Here is a 23,991-nt window from a genome sequence, read left to right on the forward strand (position 1 = left end):
TGCCACGTTGACACCGGCAAGGAGCAGCGTGAGCCATGACCCAGGTCGATCCATTGCTTCAGTCTTTCTGTGGAATCGCTGGGCTCACGGCCCTGGGTTGGTGGTTGTCGCGCCGTTGGGTTTGGGGCCAAAAGCTGGGCGTCACCATGCTGGTGCTCCTGCTCGGTGTGGCGGTCCGCAATGGGCTCGGCTGGCAACCGGACGCGCGGATTTCAAGCTGGGTCAGCGGCCCACTGACGTCGCTGGCCATCGCTGAGTTGTTGCTCGCCATCAGGCTGAAAACCTTGTTGCAGCGGGCCCGGCCTTTGCTGCTCCTCTTTGGCGTTGCTGTGCTGGCCACCGTGGTGGGTGTTCTGGTGGGTGCAGTCGCGCTAGCGCAACCCCTTGGAGATCAGCGTTCCGAGCTCATGGGCCTGTACGCCGCAACGTTTTCCGGTGGAAGCCTCAATCTTGTCTCGGTGGGGCGCATTTTGTCTCCGCCGGATGCGTTGCTGGCCTTGGCGACAGCCGCTGATCAGATTGTGTTCACGCTCTGGTTCGCGTTGAGCGTTGGGTTGGGCCGCCGTGATCGTCTGAGGCGATCGGTCTGTCGGCCGCCGCCGTTGGTCTTCTCTCCGTCAGGCTCCCAGGACCAGCCAGCAGGGTGGGGCTGGCCAGCGGCACTGCTTTGGGGTTTGGCCGCCGTTGGGCTGAGTGATCAGCTCAGCAAGGGTTTGGCTGGCATTGGGTTCGCGGTCCCATCCATCCTTGTGCTCACCACGGTTGCGGTCGTGCTGGCCCAGGCCCCCGGTCTGGAGTCGCGGCAGTTCTGCAGTGGATGCGGTCAATGGTTGATCCAACCGTTTTTCGTTGTGGTGGGATTGGGGACGCCACTCGCTGGGGTGCTCACGGAAGGCGTCTGGATTCTTGTTTATGCCGCACTCGTGGTTGGCATGCATGGGGTGGTTGTGCTGCTGCTGCGTTGGCGCTGTCGCCTGCCTCTGGCGGAGCTGTTGGTGGCCTCCCAGGCCGCGATCGGGGGCCCCAGCACCGCTCTCGCCCTGGCCACGGCCATCCAGCGGGATGATCTTGCTGTGGCAGGCGTGGCCCTTGGCCTCTTGGGGTACGCCTTAGGGACTTACATGGGTGTGGCGATGGCGGCGTTGTCGGGGTGAACGGCAAGGGAAGCGATCAAGCAGCTGGACTAGGGAAGTTTTCTCCAGATCGCCTCGTAAGACACCGGGTCAGGAGAGACAACGCTGGCAATGGCTGTTGTGGTGATGGTCAGGCAATCGTCGGCCCGATGGGTGATGCGGTGCTGGTCCGTGCCGATCCAGCTCGGATCAGCCGCAACCTCCACGTGATGGATGACACCCTCAGTCGTCAGGGTGTAGCGCCCCGCGTAGCCGTAGGAGTGACGAAAGAGAGCTGCTTGTTCGGCAACGTCAGCGGACCCGGCCCCGGCGGCATGGGTGGATTGACCGGCCTTGCACAGCACCGCACTCATGCGCCCATCAGCGGTGTAAGTGAGTTGGCCCAGTGGGTGCTCACCCCAGACGGGGATAGCCTCCGCGCTGTCCGCATGACGGATGGTGAGGCTCTGCAGCGACCAGCTGCCCACGATGGACGCCGAAGCCAGCGGTGATCGGTCGCCGGTGAGAGGGGGAAAGGGGCTCCTGGCGATGAGCTCGCTGATGCCAAGGGCCTCTCGCCACTCACTCAGAGGGCGTTCCCAACCCTCTTCCCAGCGCTGCGCCAGCAACGGTTGTGCCTTGGCTCCGAGGCTGAGGCCATAGGCGACAGCGACGCCGAGGTCGATTCTCTGATCGTCCTCCTTGGTTGGGCTGGCCTGCGATTCGCTGACGCGGTGAATCAGGTCGGCACTGATCAGCAGAGCGCTCCCCGGCCAGCGCAGTTGCTCGGTGGTCAGGCCGTTGGCAGCCGCTTCGCCGGCCAACGTGATCGGCAGCCCGGCAATCACATGCCAGACGTCGTGGGTGTGGCGAATGCGCTGTTGCAGATAGGTGTCCTCACTCGGCACGGAGTCACCCAGTTGGGGGTTGGGCAACTGGTTCAGCCCTTGTGATGCCATGAAGGTTCCATACACATGCCCAAGAGAGCCGGCCGGCATTGCCTGCAGATCGGCCAGTGATGGCCAGTCACCCCAGTACTGCTCGGCGATCAGCGCTTCGATCGAGGGATCTTGTTTGAGGCGATTGCGAGCGGCCTGGGCCACCTCGGTCCCGTAGCTGGCATTCAGCAGGTCAAAGGTGTGCTCGAGATCTTCGGGGTTGCTGCACAACGTCGCCAGGTCCACAGCCAGGCGTTTCAGCAGATGCTTGCTGGTGGCGGGCAAGGTGGGGAATGGATCGAGGCTGGCGAACACGATTATGAAGTGACTGATGGATGGCTCGGATCGATCCGCGTGTGGGGCAGGGACAGCGGCTCTCCGTGCGCTGATGCCTGAACTCATGCGCGCCTTGCTGGCCTGGTGGGAGGTTCATGGCCGCAAGGACCCTGCCCTGAAGCCCTGGATGTTCACCAAGGACGGCCGGTGGCCAGATCCTGATGATCTGCTCGACCCCTATGGCATCTGGATTGCTGAGGTGATGCTGCACTTTGCGACACAAGAGGCTTGATCAATGCTTCGAACGTCGCACCCTCTCCTTGGGTATCGCTGATGAGGAGGGAGCTCTGTTCAGTCGGCCGCTGACTGGATCTCTGAGCCATGATCCACAGCGCTGATCTCAGGCGGCCGTGGCTGAAATTCTGTTGTTGTCGGTTCCGGTCTTCGGCCATGTCAAGCCCATGCTGGCGATTTCCCGAGAGCTAGTTCGCCGCGGTCATCGGGTGCGCTGGCTGGCGGGTGCAGCCTTCCGGGAGCGTGTTGAGGCCACAGGTGCGTCGTTCTGTGCCTTCGTTGAGGGGTTTGATTACTCCTGCCAGGAGCTCGTACCTGATCACCTGCAGGCTGATCGCGACCGCCTGCGTGGCTTGGCCAAGTTGCGCTTCGATCTCGCCACGTTTTTTGTCGGACCGTGCGAGGGGTTTTGCAGGGACTTGCTCCGGCTCCACGAGGAGACCCCTGCAGACCTTTTGGTCTGCGACAGTTTTTTGATGGCCGGTGCTTGGTGGGCGGAACGTACCGGCCGGCCCTGGGCTCAGTTGTGCTGCACTGTGCTCACGTTGCCCAGCCGGGCGTTGGCACCCTTTGGTCTGGCGCTTCAACCCGATGATTCTTGGCGGGGCAGGATCCGGAATCGAATGCTGCGGAGCCTGACGCGCTCCGTGTTGTTCCGGTCGCTCCGGCGTCGTGCCGATCAAGCACGGCAGGCTCTGGAGTTGCCGTCTCTTCGTCCTTGGTTATTCGACGTTGTCTCACCGCATTTGGTGCTGAGCGGCACGGTGAGGAGCTTCGAGTACTCCAGACCCGACTGTCCGCCTCAGGTGGTCTTCACAGGTCCTCTGCTGGAGAACAGCGACGAAGCGTTTATTCCCCCAACTTGGTGGGGTGATCTCGACAATGCCACGGTTGTGCACGTCACGCAGGGCACCATCAGCAATGACCCCGCCCAACTGCTGCGCCCCACACTTGACGCATTGGCTGATGAGCCTGTTCTGGTGGTGGCTTGCACCGGTCGTAGCGATGAGGGGCTGGAGGCACTAGACCCTTTGCCTGCAAATGCAAGGGTGGCGAGCTACATCCCTTATGGCGCCTTGCTTCCGAAAACATCGCTGGTGGTGACCAATGGAGGATTTCAGGGTGTGCAGGCAGTGCTGTCCCATGGGATCCCGATGGTCACCGCAGGTGAGAGTGAAGACAAACCTGAGGTCTGTGCACGCTTGCAGCGGACCGGCGCTTCAATCGATCTGGCAACAGCCACTCCTGAACCGGCAGCTATCCGTGCTGCTGTCCGCCGGGTTTTAGACGAACCTTCGTTCAGCTCTGCGGCTACTGCGCTCGCTCGGGAGGCTGCAGAAGCCGGAGGGGCTGTGGGTGCAGTTGATGCGATCGAGTCGGTTCTGGGCCGGTGATCATGCCAAGACCGAGCTCCATGTTCGATCTGGCTCTTGAACCTGGAAAGGATCATGCGCTCGTCCTGCGCCGTCAGCTTCTGACCTGGTGGCAGGCCCATGGCCGAAAGGATCCAGCTCAGAAGCCCTGGATGGTTACGGCAGATGGGTGTTGGCCTTTGCTTGATCAGCTGCTCGACCCCTATGGCATCTGGATTGCTGAGGTCATGCTGCAACAGACCCAGCTTCAGGTCGTGCTTCCCTACTGGACGCGCTGGATGGAACGCTTTCCCCAGCTCGACACTTTGGCCCAGGCGGATGAGCAGGATGTGCTCCTGAGCTGGCAGGGTCTGGGGTACTACTCGCGGGCCCGCCGCCTGCATGGGACGGCTCGGTTGCTGCTCGCACACATCGGCGGTGACCCGACGGATCCCGCGTGCTGGCCCCAGGATCTCGAGAGCTGGCTGGCCTTGCCGGGGATTGGCCGCAGCACCGCTGGAGGCATCCTCTCGTCGGCCTTCAACAGTCCTTTGGCGATTCTGGATGGAAATGTGCGGCGCGTGCTGGCTCGGCTCCAGGCCCATCCCACGCCGCCGATGCGCGCTCAGACGCAGTTCTGGCTGTGGAGCGAGGCGTTGATCGCGGCTGCACCTGGCCGCGCGCGCGATTGCAACCAGGCTCTGATGGATCTGGGGGCCACGCTGTGCACGCCCCGCAATCCCAGTTGCCCAAGGTGCCCCTGGCGTGACCACTGCGCTGCTTACGCTGCCGGCCCCCCCGAGGCCTTTCCCGTGACCGATGCACCCCGCAGCCTTCCGTTCTCCGTGATCGGTGTGGGTGTGGTGCTCAATCAGGCGGGCGAGGTGCTGATTGATCAGCGCCTCAACGAGGGCCTGCTCGGTGGGCTCTGGGAATTCCCGGGGGGAAAGCAGGAGCCTGGCGAAGCCATCACCGACACCATTGCCCGGGAGCTCAAGGAGGAGCTGGCGATTGACGTGGCCGTGGATCAGGAGCTGATCACCGTCGACCACGCTTACAGCCACAAGAAGTTGCGCTTCATCGTGCACCTCTGCCGCTGGCTGTCGGGTGAACCCCAGCCCCTGGCCAGTCAGCAGGTGCGCTGGGTGAAGCCCGAGGAGCTCGGCAACTTTCCCTTCCCGGCGGCCAATGCCCGCATCATCGAGGCCCTGCATGGGCATCTCAGCGGATTGGCAGCCAGCTGATCCCTGGCCACGCTGCAAACATCTGCAGCACAGTTGATGGTGAATTCGTCTCCGCAAGTGCTTTGCGTGGGAGAAGCCTTGGTGGATCGCCTCGGCCCCCTGGGTGGGGATCCGGCCACGGCGTCGCCCGGTGATTGCGACGACCGCCTTGGCGGTGCACCGGCCAACGTGGCCTGTGCGCTGGCCCGGTTGGGAACCCCAGTGGCCTTCATCGGCCGCTTGGGCCGCGATGCGATCGGCGACAGCTTTCTGGAGCTGCTGAACGATCGCGGCGTGGATCTGCGCGGGTTGCAGCACGACGATCAGCGGCCGTCACGGGTGGTGCTGGTGCGCCGCGATGCCAGTGGTGAACGGGTGTTTCAAGGTTTTGCCGGCGATCGTGGTGCCGGTTTCGCCGACCAGGCCCTGGATCAGGCGGCCCTGGATCCGCATTGGCCAGCGTTGGCGGAACGGGCGCGCTGGCTGCAGATCGGCACCATCCCGCTGGCCAGTGCCCCATCGGCGGCGGCCCTGCGATCGCTGGTGGCGCAGGCCGAGCGCGATGGCGTGCGGGTGGCGTTGGACGTGAACTGGCGCCCCACCTTTTGGGATCCTGGCGCCGATCCTGCCGCTGGACCCGATGCCCAGGCGCTTGCGCTGATGCAGCCCCTGGTGCAGCAGGCCGATCTGCTCAAGCTCGCCCGGGAAGAAGCGGAGTGGCTGTTTCACACCAGCACGCCTGATCAGATCAGTGCGGCCCTGCCTCGGCGTCCGGATGTGGTGGTCACCGATGGCGGGGACCCCGTGCGCTGGTGCATCGCTGGTCACTGCGGCGCGATGCCGGTGCTGGCCCCGCCTCAGGTGGTGGATACCACCGGCGCTGGTGATGCCTTCACCGCCGGCCTGTTGCATCAATTGGTGTCCCTGGCGCCGCTGGAAGGTCAGCCCCAGACGCTGGATGCAGCTGGGGTGCAGGCGGTGGTGCGCTATGCCGCCGCCTGCGGTGCCCTGGTCTGCGCCGGTGCCGGTGGCATTGACCCCCAGCCGCTGCCGTCCCGGGTGCTGGGATTCCTGGAGCAGGTGTAGCCATGGCCGTTCTGGGCATTGATCTAGGTACCAGTGCCACAAAGGCGCTGGTGGTGGATGCCGCTGGGACGGTGTGCGCTGTGGGGCATGGCGACCATCGCCCGCTGGTGCCGCGGGCGGGATGGAGCGAGCAGGACCCGGAGGATTGGTGGCGCAGCACCCTCCAGGCCGTGGCTGCGGCTCTTGCCGAGGCCCGTTGCGATCCCGGCGCGATCGACGCGGTTGGTCTCACCGGACAGATGCACGGACTGGTGGCTCTCGATGCCCAGGGCGAATGCATCCGACCGGCCCAGCTCTGGAACGACGGGCGCTGTGAACCCCAGTGCCGCGCTGTGGAAGAGCACCTCGGACTGGCGCATCTGCTCGCCTGCACCGGCAATCGCATGCTGCCCGGGTTCACGGCCCCCAAGTTGCTGTGGATGCGCGAGCACGAACCCGAGGCCTTTGCACGCATCGCCACAGTGCTGCTCCCCAAGGACTGGATCCGGTTTCGGCTCACTGGAACGATGGGCACCGATGTGTCTGATGCCAGTGGCACAGCTGTGTTTGATTGCGCCCAACGGCGCTGGTCGGATGCGCTGCTCGCCGACCTCCAACTGCCGAGATCCTGGTGGCCTGAGGCCGTGGAGAGTGCGACGGTGGTGGGCCAGGTGTCAGCGCAGGCCTCAGCGTTGATCGGCCTTCGGCCGGGCACCCCCGTGGTGGCGGGTGCGGGCGATCAGGCGGCGGCGGCTCTCGGCTGTGGGTTGGTGCAGGAGGGCTCAGCTGGTGCTGTGCTTGGAACCAGTGGTGTGGTGGCTGCACCGATGCAACGCTGGCGCAGTGCAGAGGAGGGGCGGCTCCATGCCTTCTGCCATGCCGCCCCCGGCACCTGGTTCCTGATGGGGGTGATGCTCAGCGGTGCTGGCAGCCTCGATTGGTTCCGGCGTGCAATCACGCCGGACCTCCGAGATGACGATGCGTTTGAGCACATTGAGGCCATGGCGGCCGGCATTGCAGCCGGTGCCGAGGATCTGTTTTTCCTGCCCTATCTCTCCGGTGAGCGCACCCCCCATGCCGATGCCAGTGCCAGGGGGTGCTTCATCGGCCTGGATCAGCGCCATGACCGTCGTCATCTCGCCCGGGCTGTACTGGAGGGGGTGACCCACGGGTTGAGCGATTGCTTTGGTCTGCTGCGGGAGGCCGGTCTGGATCCCCGTTGCGTGCATCTCTCTGGAGGCGGCGTGCGCAGCGCGCTCTGGCGCCAGCTCTGCGCCGATCTCTTGGGCTGCCCGGTGGCGCTCACCGCCACGGTGGATGCCACGGCCTACGGCGCGGCCCTATTGGCCGCGGTGGGTGCTGGCGCGTTCGCCAGCGTGGGCGATGCCTGTGAAGCCTGGGTGACCGTTGCTCCGCCGTTGGTCCCGGGACCCGAGGCACCGCGCCTGCAGGAACGTCATGCTGTTTATAAGCAGCTCTATCCCGCACTCCAGCCCGTGTTCGCGCAGCTCAGCAGTGCTCAACCGTGATCGCGTGGCGTTCCATGAACTGCAGGGCCTCGTCGCGGTTGAACACGCTGCCGGTGGCTGATGTGCTGCGCACGCAGCTGGCGCCGAGGGCGCTGCCCCAGCGCAGACAGGTGGGGAGATCATGGCCCTGGAGCAGTGCGGCGATGAAGCCGGCATCAAAGGCATCGCCGGCGCCGGTGCCGCCCTGGTAGTCGGTGTCGTAAGCGCCGACGCGCAGTTTCATCTGTTCGTTCACCAGATGGGCTCCCCGATCTCCTTCGGTGATCACCACGGTCCGGGCGCCGGCGGCGCGGAAGGCTGCGGCCTGCTCCCATGGATCCTCGACCCCCGTGAGCAGGGCGGCTTCATCGTTGTTGGGGAGAAAGACATCGGTGTAGGGGAGAAACCGTTGCAGGCGCTCCATGGCATCGGCATCGTCCACCTGCACCACATCCAGAAGGATGCGGGTGCCAGCCTCCCTGGCCCGGGCCAGACGCTGGAGCATGGCGTCGCTCTCGAGGCCGTCCAGCATCAGAAATCCGCCGATGTAAAGCACGCTGGCCGACTCCAGCAGCCCCTCCGGAATCGCCGCCGCGCTCATGGCCGTGTTGGCGCCGGCATAGGAAATGAAGCGCCGGTCCTGATCGCGCACGTTGATCACCGCGGTGGAGGCCGTGGCAACGGCCGCCGAGCGCACCACCCCGCGGGTGTCCACCCCCGCAGCATCCAGGGTTGCAACGATGAAGTCGGCCAGCACGTCGTCGCCAACGCAACCGCTGATCCCGGTGCTCACGCCCAGCCTGGCCAGATCGAAGGCGGTGTTGGCGGCGCAGCCCCCCAGGCTGAGCTCCATGCGTTCGGTTTCCATCAGCTGCCCTTGCTCGGGCAGCGAAGGCACCGGGTGGCACACCAGATCAGCGCACAGCAAGCCGAGGCAGAGGCAGTCCACGGGCGGGGTTGATCACGGCAGCTCGGATCTTGACATCTCCACGCCTGCTGGCGCTGAAGGCAGGTTTGGCCCTCTCAGCACGGCCAGACGCCCCCCCTCTGGCCGGTGCGTCAGCTGCAGGGACCAAGCCTCCGGCAACGCCAGGCTGAGGCGTTCCGGCCACTCCACCACCAGCAGCGCACCCAGGCTCCGGGCTTCCTCCTCTTCCTGGAGAAAGAGGTCGTCGGCCGCGGCCGCCAGCTCCAGCCGGTAGAGATCGAGATGCACCAGGGGTGGCTGCCCCTGGGGGTAGTGCTGCGAGAGGGCAAAGGTGGGACTGGTGATCGGTTCTTCAATGCCGAGGGCCAAGGCCATGCCCTGCACCAGCGACGTTTTGCCGGCTCCGAGCTCTCCGTTCAACAGCAGCAGAGCGGGTCGCGCCGTCTCAGTGACCAGCCACTGCCCGAGGGCGCGTGTCGCCTCGAGATCCTTCAAGGTCCAGGTCCGATCGGTAGATTGCGTCACACGCGAGCCCGAAGCCTCGGAGACTCCGCAGAGATTCCCGTTCACATTCTCCCCTGGGAGCGTTTCAACATGGTGGCTACACCCTCGGCTACGACCGGCCTTCAGGTCGCACAGGACTACGTCATCGCGGACATCAATCAGGCGGAGTTCGGCCGCAAGGAGCTCGACATCGCCGAGACCGAGATGCCTGGCCTGATGGCCCTGCGTGAGAAGTACGGCACGGAGAAACCCCTGAAGGGAGCCCGCATCGCCGGCTCCCTGCACATGACCATTCAAACCGCCTGTCTGATCGAGACCCTGGTGGAGCTGGGCGCTGAAGTGCGCTGGGCGTCCTGCAACATCTTCTCCACCCAGGATCATGCGGCTGCCGCCATGGCTGCCCGTGACATCCCCGTGTTTGCGGTGAAGGGCGAAACCCTGGAGGAGTACTGGGAGTACACCCACCGCATCCTCGAGTGGGGCGATGGTGGCTCACCCAACATGATCCTGGATGACGGCGGCGATGCCACCGGCCTGGTGATGCTGGGCAGCAAGGCCGAGCAGGACATCACCGTGCTCGACAACCCCGGCAATGAGGAAGAGACCTTCCTGTTCGCTTCGATCAAGAAGAAGCTGGCCCAGGACCCCACCTTCTATTCCCGCACCAAGGCCCAGATCCAGGGCGTGACCGAGGAGACCACCACGGGTGTGGCCCGTCTCTACAAGATGCAGAAGAGCGGCGAGCTGCCCTTCCCCGCCATCAACGTGAACGACTCGGTCACCAAGAGCAAGTTCGACAACCTCTACGGCTGCCGCGAGTCGCTGGTGGACAGCATCAAGCGCGCCACCGATGTGATGGTGGCCGGCAAGCAGGCTCTGGTGATGGGCTACGGCGATGTGGGCAAGGGTTCAGCCCAGTCCCTGCGTGGTCTCGGCGCCACCGTGTGCATCGCTGAAGTGGATCCGATCTGCGCCCTGCAGGCGGCCATGGAGGGCTACCGCGTGGTCCGTCTGGAAGACGTGGTGGAGGAGATGGACATCTTCGTGACCGCGACCGGCAACTACCAGGTGATCCGCAACGAGCACCTTCTGAAGATGAAGGACGAGGCCATTGTCTGCAACATCGGCCACTTCGACAACGAAATCGATGTCGCCTCCCTCAAGGACTACGAGTGGGAGAACATCAAGCCCCAGGTGGACCACATCACCCTGCCCAGCGGCAACCGGATCATCCTGTTGGCCGAAGGCCGTCTGGTGAACCTCGGCTGCGCCACCGGTCACCCCAGCTTCGTGATGAGCAACTCCTTCACCAACCAGGTGCTGGCTCAGATCGAACTGTTCACCAAGGGCAACGAGTACGGCAAAGAGGTGTATGTGCTGCCCAAGCACCTCGATGAGATGGTGGCCCGTCTGCACCTCGATCGCATCGGCGCCAAGCTCACCGAGCTGAGCAAGGATCAGGCCGATTACATCAACGTGCCGGTGGAGGGTCCCTTCAAGCCCGACCACTACCGCTACTGATCCTTCTGATCAGCAGCCAGCGCTCCCCATGGAAGACTTGCGCGATCGTGTGCAAGCTCCATGGGGCTCTCTGAATTCGTCACCCAGTTGCCGGAATGGATCGGTCAGGCCGTTGCCGCCAATCCCTGGGCTGGGTATGGAGCGATCTTTGCGGCCATGTTCCTTGAGAACCTGTTTCCGCCCATTCCCTCCGAATTGATCATGCCCCTCGGGGGCTTTTACGTGCAGCAGGGCCAGCTGCAATTCATTCCGGTGGTGCTCGCCGGCCTTCTGGGCACCGTGATCGGTGCGCTGCCCTGGTATGGCATCGGCAGGCTGATCAACGAGGAGCGCATCGAGCAGTGGCTCGGGCGCCACGGCCGCTGGATCGGCATCAGCCCGGAGGAACTGGCCCGCAGCCGGCGCTGGTTCAGCCGTTACGGCACGGCTTTGGTGTTCTGGGGACGCCTGGTTCCCGGCATCCGCACCTTGATTTCCGTGCCGGCAGGGATTGAGCTGATGCCGCTCACGCCCTTCCTGATCTGGACCACGGCCGGCAGTTTGATCTGGACCCTGTTGCTCACCATCGCCGGCATGGTGCTGGGCGAGGGCTACAGCAACGTGGAGCTCTGGATCGATCCGGTCAGCAAGTTGATCAAGGTGCTGCTGGTGATTGCGGTGATCGCCGGCGGCATCTGGCTTGGCCTCAGGGTCTGGCGGCGCCGCAACGCCGCCGATTGAACCGAGCCTCAGAACGGAACGTCTTCATCGCTGGCGCCGCCGCCGCCGAAGTTGCCGCCGCCTGCAAAGGCTCCAGCGGCGGCTTCGCTGTCTCGCTTGGAGCCGAGCAGCTCGAGTCGGTCCACCCGCACCACGGGTTTGCTGCGCTCCTCGCCGCTGTTGCGATCGGTCCAGCGATCGAGCTTGAAGCTGCCGATGATCCCCAGAAGGGATCCTTTCTTCACGTAGTCGGCGGCCACCTGGGCCTGCTTGCCCCAGATCTCCAGATTGAACCAGTCGGGCTCATCGTCGCGGCTGCGGCGATTCACAGCGATGGTGAGGTTGGCGACCATGCTGCCCGATTCGAAATAACGGACTTCGGGGTCGCGGCCGGCACGGCCGACCAGGGTCACGGAATTGACTCCCATTGAATCTCTCCTGTTAGTGGGTCAATGATGCGCCACGGATGTCAGAACTGACGGTTGTCGTGGCTGCTTTCAAGGAGTTCCACCTTCATCGGCGGATGTAACAGATGGGCTTGAAAACTGCCTCTATGATTCGCCGAACCAAGTCTCAGCCAGTGCTCTTCCGTCGCTTCCAACTCTCCCGCGACATCGGCATCGACCTCGGCACCGCCAACACCCTGATTTACGTGTCAGGCAAGGGCATCGTGCTGCAGGAACCCTCCGTAGTGGCCCTCGATCTCGAGCGCGGTGCCACCCTTGCCGTGGGCGATGAAGCCAAGCTGATGCTTGGGCGTACCCCGGGCAATATTCGGGCCGTGCGTCCGCTGCGCGACGGCGTGATCGCCGACTTCGACGCCGCCGAGCAGATGCTCAAAACCTTCATCCAAAAGGGCAATGAGGGCCGCGGCATCGTGGCCCCTCGGCTGGTGGTCGGCATCCCCAGCGGAGTGACCGGGGTGGAGCGCCGCGCCGTTCGTGAGGCGGGTCTGGCTGGTGCTCGCGAAGTGCATCTGATCGACGAGCCGGTGGCGGCGGCGATCGGCGCCGGGCTGCCGGTGACTGAGCCCGTTGGCACCATGATCGTGGACATCGGCGGTGGCACCACCGAAGTGGCTGTGCTCAGCCTGGGCGGCACCGTGCTGAGCGAGTCGGTGCGCGTGGCAGGCGATGAGATCAGTGATTCCATCGGCGTCTACCTCAAGAAGGTGCACAACCTGGTGGTGGGTGAACGCACCGCTGAAGAGATCAAGATCCGGATCGGTTCGGCTTTCCCCGACAACGAGTTCGATCAAACCGTGATGGATGTGCGCGGCCTGCATCTGCTGTCCGGACTGCCCCGCACCATTCAGTTGCAGGCCGGTGATCTGCGCGAGGCCATCGCCGAACCGCTGAATGTGATCGTGGAAGCGGTGAAGCGCACCCTGGAGCGCACCCCTCCCGAGCTTGCCGCTGACATCGTGGATCGCGGCATCATGCTGGCCGGCGGTGGTGCACTGGTGCGCGGCATCAGCGACCTGATCAGCCATGAAACCGGCATCTTCACCCACATCGCCGAAGAGCCCCTGCTCTGCGTGGTGAAGGGTTGCGGGCAGGTGCTGGAGGATTACAAGCGTCTGCAGCGCGTGCTGGATACCCCTGAATTCGTGCGCGCCGCCGCTGCCGTCTGATCGTCATGGGGTTGTCCCAGTGGCCCCAGGGCTCCCGACTGCGCTCCTTTCAGCGCCTGTGGCCCTGGGTCATCCTCTTGGCCGTCCTCGGGCTGGTGCGCCTGAGCAAAGGCGCCGGGTTCGCGGATGCGTTTGCTCTGCTCAGCCGGCCCTTCTGGCCGGGGTCGGCGCAGCGGGAGTGGGTGCAATCCGCCGTTCGCCAGAACGACGTCTCCCGGTTGGAGTTGCTCGAGCAGGACAATGCGCGGCTGCGCGGCCTGCTTGAGCTCGATCAGCTCTCCGCAGGTGATCGGGTGCAGGCGGCGGTGATTTCGCGCACGCCATCGGGCTGGTGGCAGCAACTGGAGCTTGGGAAAGGCTCCTTCGCTGGCATTGCCAAGGATGATGCGGTGATTGGCCCCGGAGGGTTGATCGGTCGCGTTCAGAGTGTGACGCCGTCCACCAGTCGGGTGCGTTTGTTGACGGCACCGGGCAGTCGCATCGGCGTCTGGTTGCCGCGAACCCGTCAGCACGGCCTGCTGGCAGGTCTGGGCACAGCCCGTCCCCAGCTGCAGTTTCTCGACAAAGACGTGCAGGTGCAGCCCGGTGATCTGGTCAGCACATCCCCGGCCAGCACGTTGCTTCCCCCCAATCTGCCGGTGGCCGTGGTGCAGACCGTCAATCTCCGCGGCGTTCCCGCGCCGACGGCCCTGGTGCAGTTGATTGCGCCGCCCGATGCCATCGACTGGGTGCAGGTGCAGGTGCGCTGACCCATGGCTCGCTTGCACCGTCAACCGATCTGCGTGGCCTCAGCCCTCCTAGTGCCTCTGCTCCAACTGGTTGCTCCGTCCTGGCTTGCGCTGGATGGGGTCGGCCCCAGCTGGGCGATGCTCTGGTTGCTGCCCTGGGCCCTTGTGGATGGTCCGGTGTCCGGAGGGATTGCCGGGGCGGCGCTCGGTTTAGTGCTCGACGGCCTCAGCCTCGGTGATGTCAGCCAGGTGCCTGCGCTGGTGCTGATGGGATGGTGGTGGGGCCGCATCGGCCGACGCGGCGCACCGATCCAGCGCAGTCTCAGCCTTGGCTTGCTCGCTTGGATCGGCACCTTGGTGCTGGGTTTGAGCCTCTGGGTGCAGCTGCTGGTGTTGGCTTCGTCTGCGCCGATGCTTCAGGCCTGGGCCCTGCACACCACCCTGGCGCAAGCCTTGATCACTGGACTGTTGGCGCCAATGGTCGGATCCTGGCAACTGCTCCTCTGGCGACGCCGCGCACCTGCATGACTTTCCAGCAACGACGGCGAACGCGGCGATGGCTGGTGGGCCTCGCTCTCGCAGGGGTGGCGACCCTCGGCTGGGGATGCGGCCGTCCGGCGCCGCCGGAGGGAACTCTGCAGCTCTGGACGTTGGCGCTGGCTCCCAAATTCAACACGTATATGAATTCGGTGATCAAGGCCTGGGAGGGCGATCACCCTGATGTGCCGGTGCGTTGGACCGATGTGCTCTGGGGACAGGTGGAACGCAAGCTGCTGGCGTCGGTGTTCGCGCGCACGGCCCCGGATGTGGTGAATCTCAATCCCCTCTTTGCCGCCAGCCTGGCCAGCAAGGGAGGGCTCGCGGATCTCACGCCGCTGTTGCCCGATGGTGCGGCAGAGCGCTATCTGCCGTCGGTTTGGACGGCAGCCCGGGATCCAGAAGCCGGGCAGATCGCGATTCCCTGGTATCTCACGGTGCGTCTGAGCCTGGTGAACCGCGACCTGCTGCGCGAGGCCGGTCTGGAGCAGGCGCCTGAGCGTTGGGAAGACGTTCCCGCCTATGCCCGCGCCATCCGCGAGCGCACCGGGCGCTATGGATTGTTCGTCACCGTGGTGCCGGATGACTCCGCTGAGTTGTTGGAGTCGATGGTGCAGATGGGTGTGACCCTGCTGGATGACCGTCAGCGGGCGGCCTTCAACACCCCGGCTGGCCGCAAGGCCTTCGCGTTCTGGACGGATCTCTACCGGGAGGGGCTGCTGCCGAGGGAAGTGGTGAGCCAGGGGCAGGGGCGGGCGATCGAGCTTTACCAGAGCGGGGAGCTGGCGCTGCTGGCCACTGGCGCGAAATCCCTTGGCAACATCCAAACCAATGCCCCCGGGGTGGCGGCGGTCACCCTGCTGCAACCGCCGCTGACCGGTGCCGACGGAACAGCCAATGTGGCGCTGATGACCCTGGCGGTGCCGCGCCAGAGCGATCACGCCCAGGAGGCCGTTGAGCTGGCCCTGTTTCTCACCAATGGGTCCAACCAGGCGCGCTTCGCTCGGGAGGGACTGGTGCTGCCCTCTTCACGCCAGGCTCTGGCGCAAATACGGGCTGAGCTGGAAGCCGAACAACCCTCCAGCGCTGACGCGGTGCAGACCCGGGATGCTCTGCTGATGTCGGCCAAGATCCTCAATCGCGCCCGGGTGTTGGTGCCGTCGACCCCGGGGGTGAAACGGCTGCAGAGCATTGTTTACACCCAGCTCCAGCGCGCGATGCTCGGTCAGATCAGCAGCGATCAGGCCCTGCTGGAAGCCGAGCAGCAATGGAATCGTTATGCCAGCTCCCGTTGGCCCTGAGGGGTTGTTGCGAGATCCTTAAAACAAACCAAAGGCTCCCCCTAGCGCGCTTGTTTGGCCTCAATCCGTTCAGGTTGAACGGTAGGGTTACACCTCTTCATTAACTGTTTGATGACCGGCGGGCCATCCCAGCTTGAAACTGGCCAGGGGCCCGAGGACGCTGGAACGGCTTCCACGAAGGCAACCTTGTTGGTGGTTGATGACGAGCCGGCGGTGCGTCGTGTGTTGGTGATGCGTCTCCAGCTCGCCGGTTATCGGGTGGTGTGCGCTGAAGATGGGGAACAGGCCCTTGAAGTGTTCAGCCGCGAGTCCCCCGATCTGGTGGTGCTCGATGTGATGCTGCCCAAGCTGGACGGCTTTGCGGTGTGCCGCCGTCTGCGGGCTGAATCCTGCGTGCCGATCATTTTCCTGTCAGCCCTCGAAGCGATTTCTGAGCGGGTCGCTGGCTTGGATCTCGGCGCCGATGATTATTTGCCGAAGCCCTTCAGCCCCAAGGAGCTGGAGGCGCGCATCGCCACCATCCTGCGTCGGGTGGGACGCGGTTCGGCCAATGCCGAGCCGAGGGAGTTGCCCACCGGACAAGGTGTGGTGCGGGTCGGTGAACTCGTGGTGGACACCAACCGCCGGCAGGTGACGCGCGGCAGCGAGCGCATCGCCCTCACCTACACCGAATTCAGCCTTCTGGAATTGCTCTTCCGTGAACCTGGACGGGTGGTTCCCCGCGCCGAGATCCTTGAGCAGCTTTGGGGGTATCCACCCCGCCGTGCTGCCGATCTGCGCGTGGTGGATGTGTACGTGGCTCGCCTGCGCGGCAAGCTCGAGCCCGACCCTCGCAACCCTGAATTGATCCTCACGGTGCGTGGAATCGGCTACTCCTCGCAGCGCATGGGTGACAACGCCCCGGTGGCCGCAGCGGGCTGATCCGCCCCATCGGTCCCATCGACCGGCAGGATGGCGCCGACTGCTATCCGTCCCGTGTCCGATCTGCGTGAGACCCGCCTCGAGAAGGTGTCAGCCCTGCGCGACCAGGGCCGGGAGCCCTACGCCCTCACCTTTGACCCCAGCGACCGGATGGCTCGGTTGCAGAGCGACCATGCCGATCTGCCCAAGGGTGAGGAGCGGGATTGTGCGGTGGCTGTGGCCGGGCGGGTGATGACCCGGCGGGTGATGGGCAAACTTGCGTTCTTCACCCTGGCCGATGAAACCGGCACGATCCAGCTGTTTCTGGAGAAGGCGGCACTCGGCGAGGCCTTCGCTCAGATCACGTCTCTGGTCGATGCCGGTGATCTGATCGGCGTGCGTGGCACGTTGCGCCGCACCGACCGGGGGGAGTTGTCGGTGAAAGTGGCGGAGTGGACCATGCTCACCAAGTCTCTGCAGCCCCTGCCGGGCAAGTGGCACGGGCTGGCGGACGTGGAGAAGCGCTATCGCCAGCGCTATCTCGATCTGATCGTGACCCCGCAGTCGCGCGAGACCTTCCGACGCCGGGCGCTGACCGTGAGTGCGATCCGTCGCTGGCTCGACGAGCGCGAGTTCCTGGAGATTGAAACGCCCGTGCTGCAGTCGGAGGCAGGTGGAGCCGATGCGCGTCCGTTCATCACCCACCACAACACGTTGGATCTGCCGCTCTACCTGCGCATCGCCACCGAATTGCACCTCAAACGCTTGGTGGTGGGCGGTTTTGAGCGGGTCTACGAGCTGGGTCGCATCTTCCGCAACGAGGGGGTGAGCACCCGCCACAACCCTGAGTTCACCTCGGTGGAGGTGTATCAGGCCTATGCCGATTACCTGGGGATGATCGAGCTCACCGAGTCGATGATCGCCTCGGTGTGCGAGCAGGTGTGTGGCGGCACGCGGCTCACCTACCAAGGCACGGAGATCGATCTCACCCCGCCCTGGCGCCGGGCGACGATGCACGAGCTGGTGGAGGAAGCCACCGGCCTCGACTTCACGGCTTTCGCGGATCGGGCGGCGGCCGCTGAAGCGATGACGGCCAAGGGGTTGCCGGTGCCAGACAAAGCCGATTCGGTGGGCCGTCTGCTCAATGAGGCTTTTGAGCATGCCGTGGAAGCCAATCTGATCCAGCCCACCTTCGTGCTCGACTATCCCGAGGAGATCTCTCCGCTCGCCCGCAAGCACCGCAGCAAGCCTGGCCTGGTGGAGCGCTTCGAGTTGTTCATCGTTGGTCGGGAGACGGCCAATGCCTTCAGCGAGTTGATCGATCCAGTGGACCAGCGCGGGCGCCTGGAGGCTCAGCAGGCACGCCGGGCCGCCGGTGATGAGGAAGCCCAGGGGGTGGATGAGGACTTTCTGCAGGCCCTGGAAGTGGGCATGCCCCCCACCGGAGGCCTGGGCATCGGCATCGACCGCTTGGTGATGCTGCTCACGGACAGTCCCTCCATCCGCGATGTGATCGCCTTCCCGCTGCTGCGTCCTGAGGGCTGAGCGACAAGCTGGACCATGGGCTCAGCGCTTGGGCACCCTCGGGGTGGATAATGGTGCACAGTGGCATGGTCCCTTTCCCATGAGTGGTGAGCGCGTAGGTTTCCGCTTCAAGCACGCCGATGCGGTGGTCAAGCGCAATCCCCAAGGCCGTTCCCGCCGCGGCTGGGTGATGGAGCCGGTGGAGCAGACCACCAGCCGGGGCACCAAGATGCCCGCCTATCGGATTCGCTGGCGCGACAGTGAGCGCCCTGAGATCGTGTTGCAGCACATGCTGATCGCCGATCCCGACCCCACGCCTCCCCCCGAGAACGTGAGCCTGGAGCCCCCGGCACCCAAGGCCTGATCGAGACGGCCTGATCAGGGCAAGGGCTGCGCTCAGTCGAGCCCTTGCCGGCGCCGCAGCTCCTCCAGTTCCTGTCTGGCTTCGAACAGGGCCCAGTCTTCATCCAGGCTGCGTCCTTGGTTTTGTTGGGTTGCCTGTTGGCGGAGATCGCTGATCTGCTGGTCGAGGCCTTGAAAAGCGCAGCCCAGCGTCTCCAGTTCACTCCAGAGATCCCGGCCTTGCTCCATCAGCGTTTGCACGTGATGGTCAGCCCGTTCGGCGAGATCCTGGGCTCGTGCCGCGCGGGCCTTGCGGCTGCGCTCACTCCAGGCCTGCACCTGTTCCGCCAGGGATAACAGCTGCCGGCGCAGGTCCTTGGCCTGACTCTGCATCTGGTCGCGGCGACGGTTCAGGTCGCGTTGGCGGTCTTGCAGATGCTGTTCGCGCAGCAAGCGATCCTGATCCGGATTGGCCCGAAGAAAGGCATTGAGCCGATCCTCCAGGTTGCGTTCCAGCTGATCCAGCCAGGTCGGAGCCATCAGTCCGCAGCCTCACTGACGGCTGCATCCGGAGCCCGTGTGATCAGCGGCGCTTCGATCTCCTCCTGCAGCGGGGTGATGGCCCCATCCCGCGAGCGCAGCAGCAGCTGGGTGAGTCGGGCCACCGACCCCTCCCCGAGCTCCAGACCACCGAGCCGTTCGAAGGCCTGCTGGTACACCGCCTCAAGCTCCTCCATCAGCGATTCCCGCTGCAACCGCACCGTGCGCCGTTGCTCTTCTCGACCCATGGCGGTGCCCCGCTTTACTGCTGGTCTCAGTCTGCCGCGTCCAGCCAGTGCAGGGAGAGATCGTCGGCCGGGTCGTGCCAGCGCTGCCGCCAACACCAGCCCGCTTCCGCGGCCAGATCGCGGGCCATGGCCGGGGTGTATTTCACGCTGTACTCGGTGACCAGCGGTTGGCCTGCTGCGAACTGCCAGCACTCACCGGCGATCGACACCGACTGAGGCTCCTGGCTCACCAGGGCCATGCGCACCCGGTGCTCGGCGGCCTGCCAAAGCGCGTCGTAGTGGAACCGCTCGGGGTCGAACGTGGCCCCCAGTTCGCTGTTCAGCCGATGGAGCAGGTTGCGGGCAAAGGCGGCGGACACGCCGGCGGCATCGTTGTAGGCGGCCTCGAGCCGTTCGGGTGTCTTGGGTTGATCCAGGCCCAGGAGCAGGGGCCCGCCATTGAGCAGCTGGCGGAAGCGCCGCAGCAGCGCAACCGCCTCCGGGCGGGTGAAATTGCCCAGGGAGCTTCCGGGAAAAAAGCCGATGCGGCGCTGGCCCTGCAGCAGAGGATGCTCCGGCAGGGCACTCAGGGCGCTGTGATCGCAGCAGATGCCGAGCATGGGCACGCTGGGGTGGCGCGTCTGTAGGTCGGCTGTGGCCTGGCGCAGATGGTCGGCGCTGATGTCGAGGGCAACATAGGCCGAGGGCTGGAGGGCGTTGAGCAGGGGGCCGACCTTGCGGGCACTGCCAGCGCCGAACTCCACGATCACCCCCGCGCCGAGGGCGGCGGCGATCTCGGCAGCCGAATGCTCCAGCAGCCCAATTTCCGTGCGCGTGAGGCTGTATTCGGGCTGCTCGCAAATCTGATCAAACAGGCGTGAGCCTTCCGCGTTGTACAGGAACCAAGCCGGGAGCTGGCGAGGCTCCTGCTGCAGGCCCTGGCGCACGAGCCGCAGCATGTCCGCCGCTGGCGGACGCAGGTCGATCAGTTCCGGTTTCGATGGCGTGAGCGTGGTCATCGGGCCAAGCGCAGGCCGGCCGCCATCCAGCGACTGGCCGGTGGAAAGAAGTTGCGATAAGTGTCGCGGGAATGGCCCCTGGGCGTGAGCTGACTGCTGCCCCGCAGCACGAACTGGGAGGTCATGAACTTGCCGTTGTATTCGCCCACCGCACCGCTGGCTGCCTGGAAGCCGGGGTACGGGCGGTAAGGGCTCGACGTCCACTGCCAGAGCTCACCATGGCTTTGCAGCAACTGCTCGCCGAAGGTGCGGCTGGCCAGTTCCCATTCCGCCTCGCTGGGAAGGCGAGCCCCGGCCCAGCGGGCGTAGGCATCCGCTTCAAACCAGCTGAGGTGGCGCACCGGTCTGTGCTCCGCCAGGGGGCAGCGTCCTCCCAGAGTGAACTCCCAACGCCAGGGTCCTTCGCCGGCGCGATCCCCGCGCCAGTAGCGGGGGGCCTGCCAGCCCCGTTGGCAGCATTCCGCCCAGCCCTCACTCATCCAGAACTCGGGGCGTTGGTAGCCGCCTGCGTGGATGAACTGCAGATAGTCGCCGTTGGTCACGAGGCGATCGGCGATCTGGAACGGGTCGAGCCACACCCGGTGCCGAGGGGTTTCGTTGTCGAAGTGGAAGCTGGATCCGGCATGCCCCACCTCCACCAGGCCGCCCGGGCAGGCCAGCCAGCTGGGGTGGTCGCCATCGCTGCCGTTTGATGCGGGCTCCCGCCAGTCCGCGCGGTAGGCCGGTTCGAGCGGTTGGCGGCTGAAGCCGTCGAGCAGATCCATCAGCATCAGCTCCTGATGCTGCTGCTCATGCTGCAGCCCCAGCTCCACCAGCTCGAGCCAGGGGGCGTCGCCGCTGCTCTCCAGCAGGCGTTCGAGGGCCGCGTTCACCCTGCTGCGCCAGGCGCTCACCTCGCGCATCGGTGGCCGGCTCAGCAGGCCGCGCTGGGGACGGGGTTGGCGGGGACCGACGGCGTCGTAATAAGAGTTGAACAGGTAACTCCAGCGGGCGTCGGCCGGCTCGTAGTCCGGCTGGTGGGGCCGGAGCACAAACGTTTCAAAGAACCAGGTGGTGTGGGCCAGATGCCATTTGGGCGGGCTGGCATCGGCCATGCCCTGAAGATTGAGGTCTTCGGTGTCCAGCGGCTCGATCAGGGCTTCGCTGGCATGCCGCACGGCCATCAGCCGGTTCAGAAGCGTGCCGGAAGCCATGGCGTGTGGGCGCATCGGCGGTGACCCTAGGGGCTCCCCATCCCGGTGTCTGCAGGACACTGCCCCTACCATTCAGCCCACCACCGCCTCCAAGTTGTGATCGGCACCCTGCTGGCTGACCGGTACCGCCTGGATCGCTGCCTGTCTGCGGATCCAGATCATCCCCAGGGAACGCTCTGGTGTGCGGCGGACCAGTTGGCCGCCGGTGCGCCAGTGGCGGTGCGTCAGCTTCGGGATCCCCAGGCTTGCGAGCGCATCCGTGGGTTGTGGCCGGCGATGCAGTCGGTGCTGCACCCCCAGATCCCCCGCTTCGGCGGCTTGCTTGAGGAGCAGGGCTGCCTGTGGCTGGTGCGCGAATGGCAGGAGGGCTCCAGCCTGCTGCAGATCCAGGCGCAGCGTCTGGATCGGCAGCTGGTGTTCGGGCCGGGCGAAGTGCTGCTGCTGCTGCGCCAACTGCTGCCGCCCCTCGCTGTGCTGCACGGCCAGCAGCTGGTGCATGGTGATCTCAACCCTCGCAATCTGCTCCGGCGCGACCAGGACGGTCTGCCGGTGTTGATCGACTTCGGCTTGCTGCAGCGCAGCGGTGAGCAGCCGATCCCAGGGGCGTCGGCGGCCTATGCCCCCCGCGCCCAGGGGCGGCAGGAGCCCGCTGCGCCCTGGATGGATCTGCACGCCCTGGGGGTCACCGCCCTCACCCTGCTCAGCGGCCGTCCCCCCGAACAACTGCTGGCGTCGGCGGCCGACGACTGGATGCTGCCTGCGGATCTGGATCTGGAGTCGCCCTACCGCACCGTGCTGGAACGCCTGTTGTCGGAGCAGGGGGATCGGCGCTTTACCTCCGCCAGCGAGGCGCTCAAAGCGTTGCAGCAGGTCACCATGCCCGAGTCCACAGGCCCCCAGCCGCGGGCGGATCGCACCTTGGTGCTGGCACCGGTGGTGGACGACGAACCCCAGGCGGCGCCTCCGTCGCCAGACCTGCCGCCTCTTGGTGCGGCTTCGCAAGCGTCCGAGCGGCCCCGTCTCCGCGCGGAACAGCGTCAGCAGGCCGCCGAGGGCCGGCTCTGGCCGGTGGTGGGCGCCCTGTTGGTGTCTGCGCTGGTGGGCACGGCGATCGGATGGTTCCTGCTCAGTCGCGGCAAGCCCCCCGCCGGTGCGCCATCCACGGAGCGGGATGTGATCGGTCGCTCCCCTGCAGCCAGCCTTCCCCCCGCGGAGGTGGACCAACGCCAGCAACTGTTGAGCCGCTTGAGGGCGTTGCAGGTGGATCGCAGCTGGTTCCTTCAGCTGGTGGATGCCAGCCTGCTGGCCCGCTTCCCGGAACGCAATGGCCGCTTGCCCAGCGATTCCCTGGAGGATGCCCCGCTCCGGCGGGTCTGGAACGAGCTGGCGGAGGAATGGCTGGCCCGGGTGGAGCAGCTACCGCCGATGCTGCGCGCCCGACTGGGCCGGCTGAAGGATGCCGACTGGCAGAAGCAGCGCCAGGCGCTGGTGCAGCAGGGGGTGAATGTGCGGGTGGTGGAGCAGTTGGTGAGTGCGTCGGCGCAGACGCTCCTGCCCGGTGTGGCCACCGGGGTGAAGCCGCCGGAACCGTTCCGGCAGCTGTGGTTCGCGGCCGCATTGCGCAGTCTGGAGGATGTGCGCATCGAAGCGGTGAAAGCCCGGGCAGGGGTGCCCACCGTGCTCTCGAGCCGGGTGTCTGCGGGCGGAGCGCGTTTGATTTCGATCAGCGTTCCCGCCGGCCGGCGCTTGGTACTGGGCATCAACGGCACACCGCTGATGCAGATGACGGTGTACGGCGCCGACGGGGAGGTGGCAGCGGATCGCGGGCCGTTGCGGGTGGTGACCCTCACGGAAGACGCCGGATCGCCGGTGCAGGTGCTGGTCACCAATGACGGCGTGTCCTCCGGGTTGCTCACCTTGTCCTGCCGGGCGGATCTCCCGGAGCCCAAGCCCCTGCCTGCAGTGGATCCCGATCCCATCCCTGATCCCGCCACCGGGGCCGAGGGGCCCGTGGAAACCTTGCCGGAGCCGCCAGGGCCGAAGCCGGCCGGGGTGGATGAAGAGGCGCAGCCGCCCGCCCCTGACACGAACTAGTTTCGTTCTCGTGACGAATCAGTAACGCGACAGTGCTGCACGGGTTTCTTTCTTGATCTGTTTGTCTTTTTCTGCGGCGCGCTTGTCGTGGAGTTTGCGCCCCTTGCCCAGCCCCAGGGTGAGTTTGATCCAGGAGCCCTGCAGATGCAGGTTCAGGGGGATCAGCGTCAGTCCTTTCTGGTCGAGTTGGCCGCGCAGTTTGTCGATCTCGCGCCGGTGCGCCAGCAGGCGCCGCACCCGCAGCGGGTCGTGGTTGAAGTAGCCGCTGGCATGGGTGTGGGGGGAGATGTGCACGTTGTGCAGCTGCAGCTCTCCGTTGCGGATCAGGCAAAACCCGTCGCGCAGGTTGGCCTGTCCGGCCCGGATCGATTTCACCTCGGTGCCCACCAGCTCGATGCCGGTTTCCAGGGTTTCGAGGATGTCGTACTGATGCCGGGCCAGGCGGTTATCCGCCAGCAGCCGGTTGGCTGCGGCGCGCGCCGCAGCGGCACTCTTCTTGCCTCCTCCTTTGGCCATCCCCCTTCAGGCCTCTC

Annotated in this window: 24 protein-coding genes and 1 pseudogene; 16 read left to right on the forward strand and 9 right to left on the reverse strand. The window is 65.5% G+C overall.

Going from position 1 to position 23,991, the window contains the following annotated elements; genetic code table 11:
* Positions 1–35 precede the first annotated feature (35 nt).
* Complete coding sequence (locus SynBMKMC1_RS00685; protein WP_186472347.1) at positions 36–1,154, forward strand: DUF819 family protein; 1,119 nt, start codon at positions 36–38, stop codon at positions 1,152–1,154.
* 29 nt (positions 1,155–1,183) lie between these two features.
* On the opposite strand, the gene SynBMKMC1_RS00690 is transcribed toward SynBMKMC1_RS00685, so the two are convergent.
* The gene (locus SynBMKMC1_RS00690; RefSeq protein WP_255486240.1) at positions 1,184–2,452 is read right to left on the reverse strand and encodes a Coq4 family protein; all 1,269 of its coding nucleotides are present in this window, start codon (positions 2,450–2,452) and stop codon (positions 1,184–1,186) included.
* On the opposite strand from SynBMKMC1_RS00690, the pseudogene SynBMKMC1_RS00695 reads away from it, so the two are divergent.
* The 5 genes and pseudogenes from SynBMKMC1_RS00695 to xylB all read left to right on the forward strand — a co-directional run.
* Positions 2,439–2,594, forward strand: a pseudogene (locus tag SynBMKMC1_RS00695) (A/G-specific adenine glycosylase); the annotation flags it as partial. The gene SynBMKMC1_RS00690 and the pseudogene SynBMKMC1_RS00695 overlap by 14 nt on opposite strands.
* A gap of 142 nt (positions 2,595–2,736) precedes the next feature.
* Positions 2,737–4,014: a glycosyltransferase gene (locus SynBMKMC1_RS00700; protein ID WP_186472349.1), complete on the forward strand. Its 1,278-nt coding sequence runs from the start codon at positions 2,737–2,739 to the stop codon at positions 4,012–4,014.
* Positions 4,015–4,034: 20 nt separating this feature from the next.
* Complete coding sequence (gene mutT / locus SynBMKMC1_RS00705) at positions 4,035–5,216, forward strand: 8-oxo-dGTP diphosphatase MutT (RefSeq protein WP_186473262.1); 1,182 nt, start codon at positions 4,035–4,037, stop codon at positions 5,214–5,216.
* Between the two features lie 36 nt (positions 5,217–5,252).
* Complete coding sequence (locus SynBMKMC1_RS00710) at positions 5,253–6,281, forward strand: carbohydrate kinase (RefSeq protein WP_186472350.1); 1,029 nt, start codon at positions 5,253–5,255, stop codon at positions 6,279–6,281.
* A 2-nt stretch (positions 6,282–6,283) separates the two neighbouring features.
* Complete coding sequence (gene xylB, locus SynBMKMC1_RS00715; RefSeq protein ID WP_186472351.1) at positions 6,284–7,789, forward strand: xylulokinase; 1,506 nt, start codon at positions 6,284–6,286, stop codon at positions 7,787–7,789.
* Here the strand turns inward: xylB and SynBMKMC1_RS00720 are convergent.
* Positions 7,770–8,717 carry a carbohydrate kinase family protein gene (locus tag SynBMKMC1_RS00720; RefSeq protein WP_186472352.1) on the reverse strand — a complete coding sequence of 316 codons (948 nt, stop codon included), beginning with the start codon at positions 8,715–8,717 and terminating at the stop codon, positions 7,770–7,772. The two genes, xylB and SynBMKMC1_RS00720, sit on opposite strands and share 20 nt — an antisense overlap.
* A gap of 12 nt (positions 8,718–8,729) precedes the next feature.
* Positions 8,730–9,221, reverse strand: a complete 492-nt coding sequence (gene tsaE, locus SynBMKMC1_RS00725) for a tRNA (adenosine(37)-N6)-threonylcarbamoyltransferase complex ATPase subunit type 1 TsaE (RefSeq protein ID WP_255486241.1) — start codon at positions 9,219–9,221, stop codon at positions 8,730–8,732.
* Positions 9,222–9,290: 69 nt separating this feature from the next.
* On the opposite strand from tsaE, the gene ahcY reads away from it, so the two are divergent.
* Both ahcY and SynBMKMC1_RS00735 read left to right on the forward strand, forming a co-directional pair.
* Entirely contained in the window at positions 9,291–10,721 is a 1,431-nt protein-coding gene (ahcY, locus tag SynBMKMC1_RS00730) for an adenosylhomocysteinase (RefSeq protein WP_186472354.1), read from the forward strand.
* Positions 10,722–10,781: 60 nt separating this feature from the next.
* On the forward strand, positions 10,782–11,441 hold the full coding sequence (locus SynBMKMC1_RS00735; RefSeq protein WP_186472355.1) for a DedA family protein: 660 nt from the start codon (positions 10,782–10,784) through the stop codon (positions 11,439–11,441).
* Positions 11,442–11,449: 8 nt separating this feature from the next.
* Here SynBMKMC1_RS00735 and SynBMKMC1_RS00740 read toward each other — a convergent pair whose 3' ends face one another.
* Positions 11,450–11,848, reverse strand: a complete 399-nt coding sequence (locus tag SynBMKMC1_RS00740) for a single-stranded DNA-binding protein (protein ID WP_186472356.1) — start codon at positions 11,846–11,848, stop codon at positions 11,450–11,452.
* A 152-nt stretch (positions 11,849–12,000) separates the two neighbouring features.
* Here SynBMKMC1_RS00740 and SynBMKMC1_RS00745 point away from each other — a divergent pair, with 152 nt between their 5' ends.
* The 7 genes from SynBMKMC1_RS00745 to SynBMKMC1_RS00775 all read left to right on the forward strand — a co-directional run bounded on the left by SynBMKMC1_RS00745 (position 12,001) and on the right by SynBMKMC1_RS00775 (position 18,407).
* Positions 12,001–13,053: a rod shape-determining protein gene (locus tag SynBMKMC1_RS00745; RefSeq protein WP_011932106.1), complete on the forward strand. Its 1,053-nt coding sequence runs from the start codon at positions 12,001–12,003 to the stop codon at positions 13,051–13,053.
* A gap of 5 nt (positions 13,054–13,058) precedes the next feature.
* Positions 13,059–13,802 (forward strand): rod shape-determining protein MreC, encoded by a 744-nt coding sequence (gene mreC, locus SynBMKMC1_RS00750; protein WP_186472357.1) that lies wholly within the window; start codon positions 13,059–13,061, stop codon positions 13,800–13,802.
* Positions 13,803–13,805: 3 nt separating this feature from the next.
* Positions 13,806–14,309 carry a hypothetical protein gene (locus SynBMKMC1_RS00755; RefSeq protein ID WP_041428327.1) on the forward strand — a complete coding sequence of 168 codons (504 nt, stop codon included), beginning with the start codon at positions 13,806–13,808 and terminating at the stop codon, positions 14,307–14,309.
* Positions 14,306–15,619, forward strand: coding sequence for a sugar ABC transporter substrate-binding protein (locus tag SynBMKMC1_RS00760; protein WP_186472358.1), 1,314 nt, complete (start codon positions 14,306–14,308; stop codon positions 15,617–15,619). The genes SynBMKMC1_RS00755 and SynBMKMC1_RS00760 overlap by 4 nt, the downstream gene beginning before the upstream one ends.
* Before the next feature lie 111 nt (positions 15,620–15,730).
* Positions 15,731–16,540: a response regulator transcription factor RpaB gene (gene rpaB, locus SynBMKMC1_RS00765; RefSeq protein WP_011932110.1), complete on the forward strand. Its 810-nt coding sequence runs from the start codon at positions 15,731–15,733 to the stop codon at positions 16,538–16,540.
* Between the two features lie 54 nt (positions 16,541–16,594).
* On the forward strand, positions 16,595–18,064 hold the full coding sequence (gene lysS, locus SynBMKMC1_RS00770) for a lysine--tRNA ligase (protein WP_370593925.1): 1,470 nt from the start codon (positions 16,595–16,597) through the stop codon (positions 18,062–18,064).
* A 79-nt stretch (positions 18,065–18,143) separates the two neighbouring features.
* Complete coding sequence (locus SynBMKMC1_RS00775; RefSeq protein WP_006042532.1) at positions 18,144–18,407, forward strand: hypothetical protein; 264 nt, start codon at positions 18,144–18,146, stop codon at positions 18,405–18,407.
* 32 nt (positions 18,408–18,439) lie between these two features.
* On the opposite strand, the gene SynBMKMC1_RS00780 is transcribed toward SynBMKMC1_RS00775, so the two are convergent.
* Genes SynBMKMC1_RS00780 through egtB form a run of 4 tightly spaced genes read right to left on the reverse strand, consistent with a single transcriptional unit; the run spans position 18,440 to position 21,364 of the window.
* Positions 18,440–18,925, reverse strand: coding sequence for a hercynine metabolism protein (locus SynBMKMC1_RS00780; protein WP_186472360.1), 486 nt, complete (start codon positions 18,923–18,925; stop codon positions 18,440–18,442).
* Positions 18,925–19,173 carry a hercynine metabolism small protein gene (locus SynBMKMC1_RS00785; protein WP_011932113.1) on the reverse strand — a complete coding sequence of 83 codons (249 nt, stop codon included), beginning with the start codon at positions 19,171–19,173 and terminating at the stop codon, positions 18,925–18,927. The genes SynBMKMC1_RS00780 and SynBMKMC1_RS00785 overlap by 1 nt, the downstream gene beginning before the upstream one ends.
* A gap of 26 nt (positions 19,174–19,199) precedes the next feature.
* Positions 19,200–20,171 carry an L-histidine N(alpha)-methyltransferase gene (gene egtD / locus SynBMKMC1_RS00790; RefSeq protein ID WP_186472361.1) on the reverse strand — a complete coding sequence of 324 codons (972 nt, stop codon included), beginning with the start codon at positions 20,169–20,171 and terminating at the stop codon, positions 19,200–19,202.
* Entirely contained in the window at positions 20,168–21,364 is a 1,197-nt protein-coding gene (egtB, locus tag SynBMKMC1_RS00795; RefSeq protein WP_186472362.1) for an ergothioneine biosynthesis protein EgtB, read from the reverse strand. Before egtB ends, egtD begins: the two co-directional genes overlap by 4 nt.
* 96 nt (positions 21,365–21,460) lie before the next feature.
* Here egtB and SynBMKMC1_RS00800 point away from each other — a divergent pair, with 96 nt between their 5' ends.
* On the forward strand, positions 21,461–23,458 hold the full coding sequence (locus SynBMKMC1_RS00800) for a protein kinase (RefSeq protein WP_186472363.1): 1,998 nt from the start codon (positions 21,461–21,463) through the stop codon (positions 23,456–23,458).
* A gap of 18 nt (positions 23,459–23,476) precedes the next feature.
* On the opposite strand, the gene smpB is transcribed toward SynBMKMC1_RS00800, so the two are convergent.
* The gene (gene smpB, locus SynBMKMC1_RS00805) at positions 23,477–23,974 is read right to left on the reverse strand and encodes an SsrA-binding protein SmpB (protein WP_006042526.1); all 498 of its coding nucleotides are present in this window, start codon (positions 23,972–23,974) and stop codon (positions 23,477–23,479) included.
* Positions 23,975–23,991 lie beyond the last annotated feature (17 nt).

Source organism: Synechococcus sp. BMK-MC-1 (assembly GCF_014279955.1).
GTDB lineage: Bacteria > Cyanobacteriota > Cyanobacteriia > PCC-6307 > Cyanobiaceae > Synechococcus_C.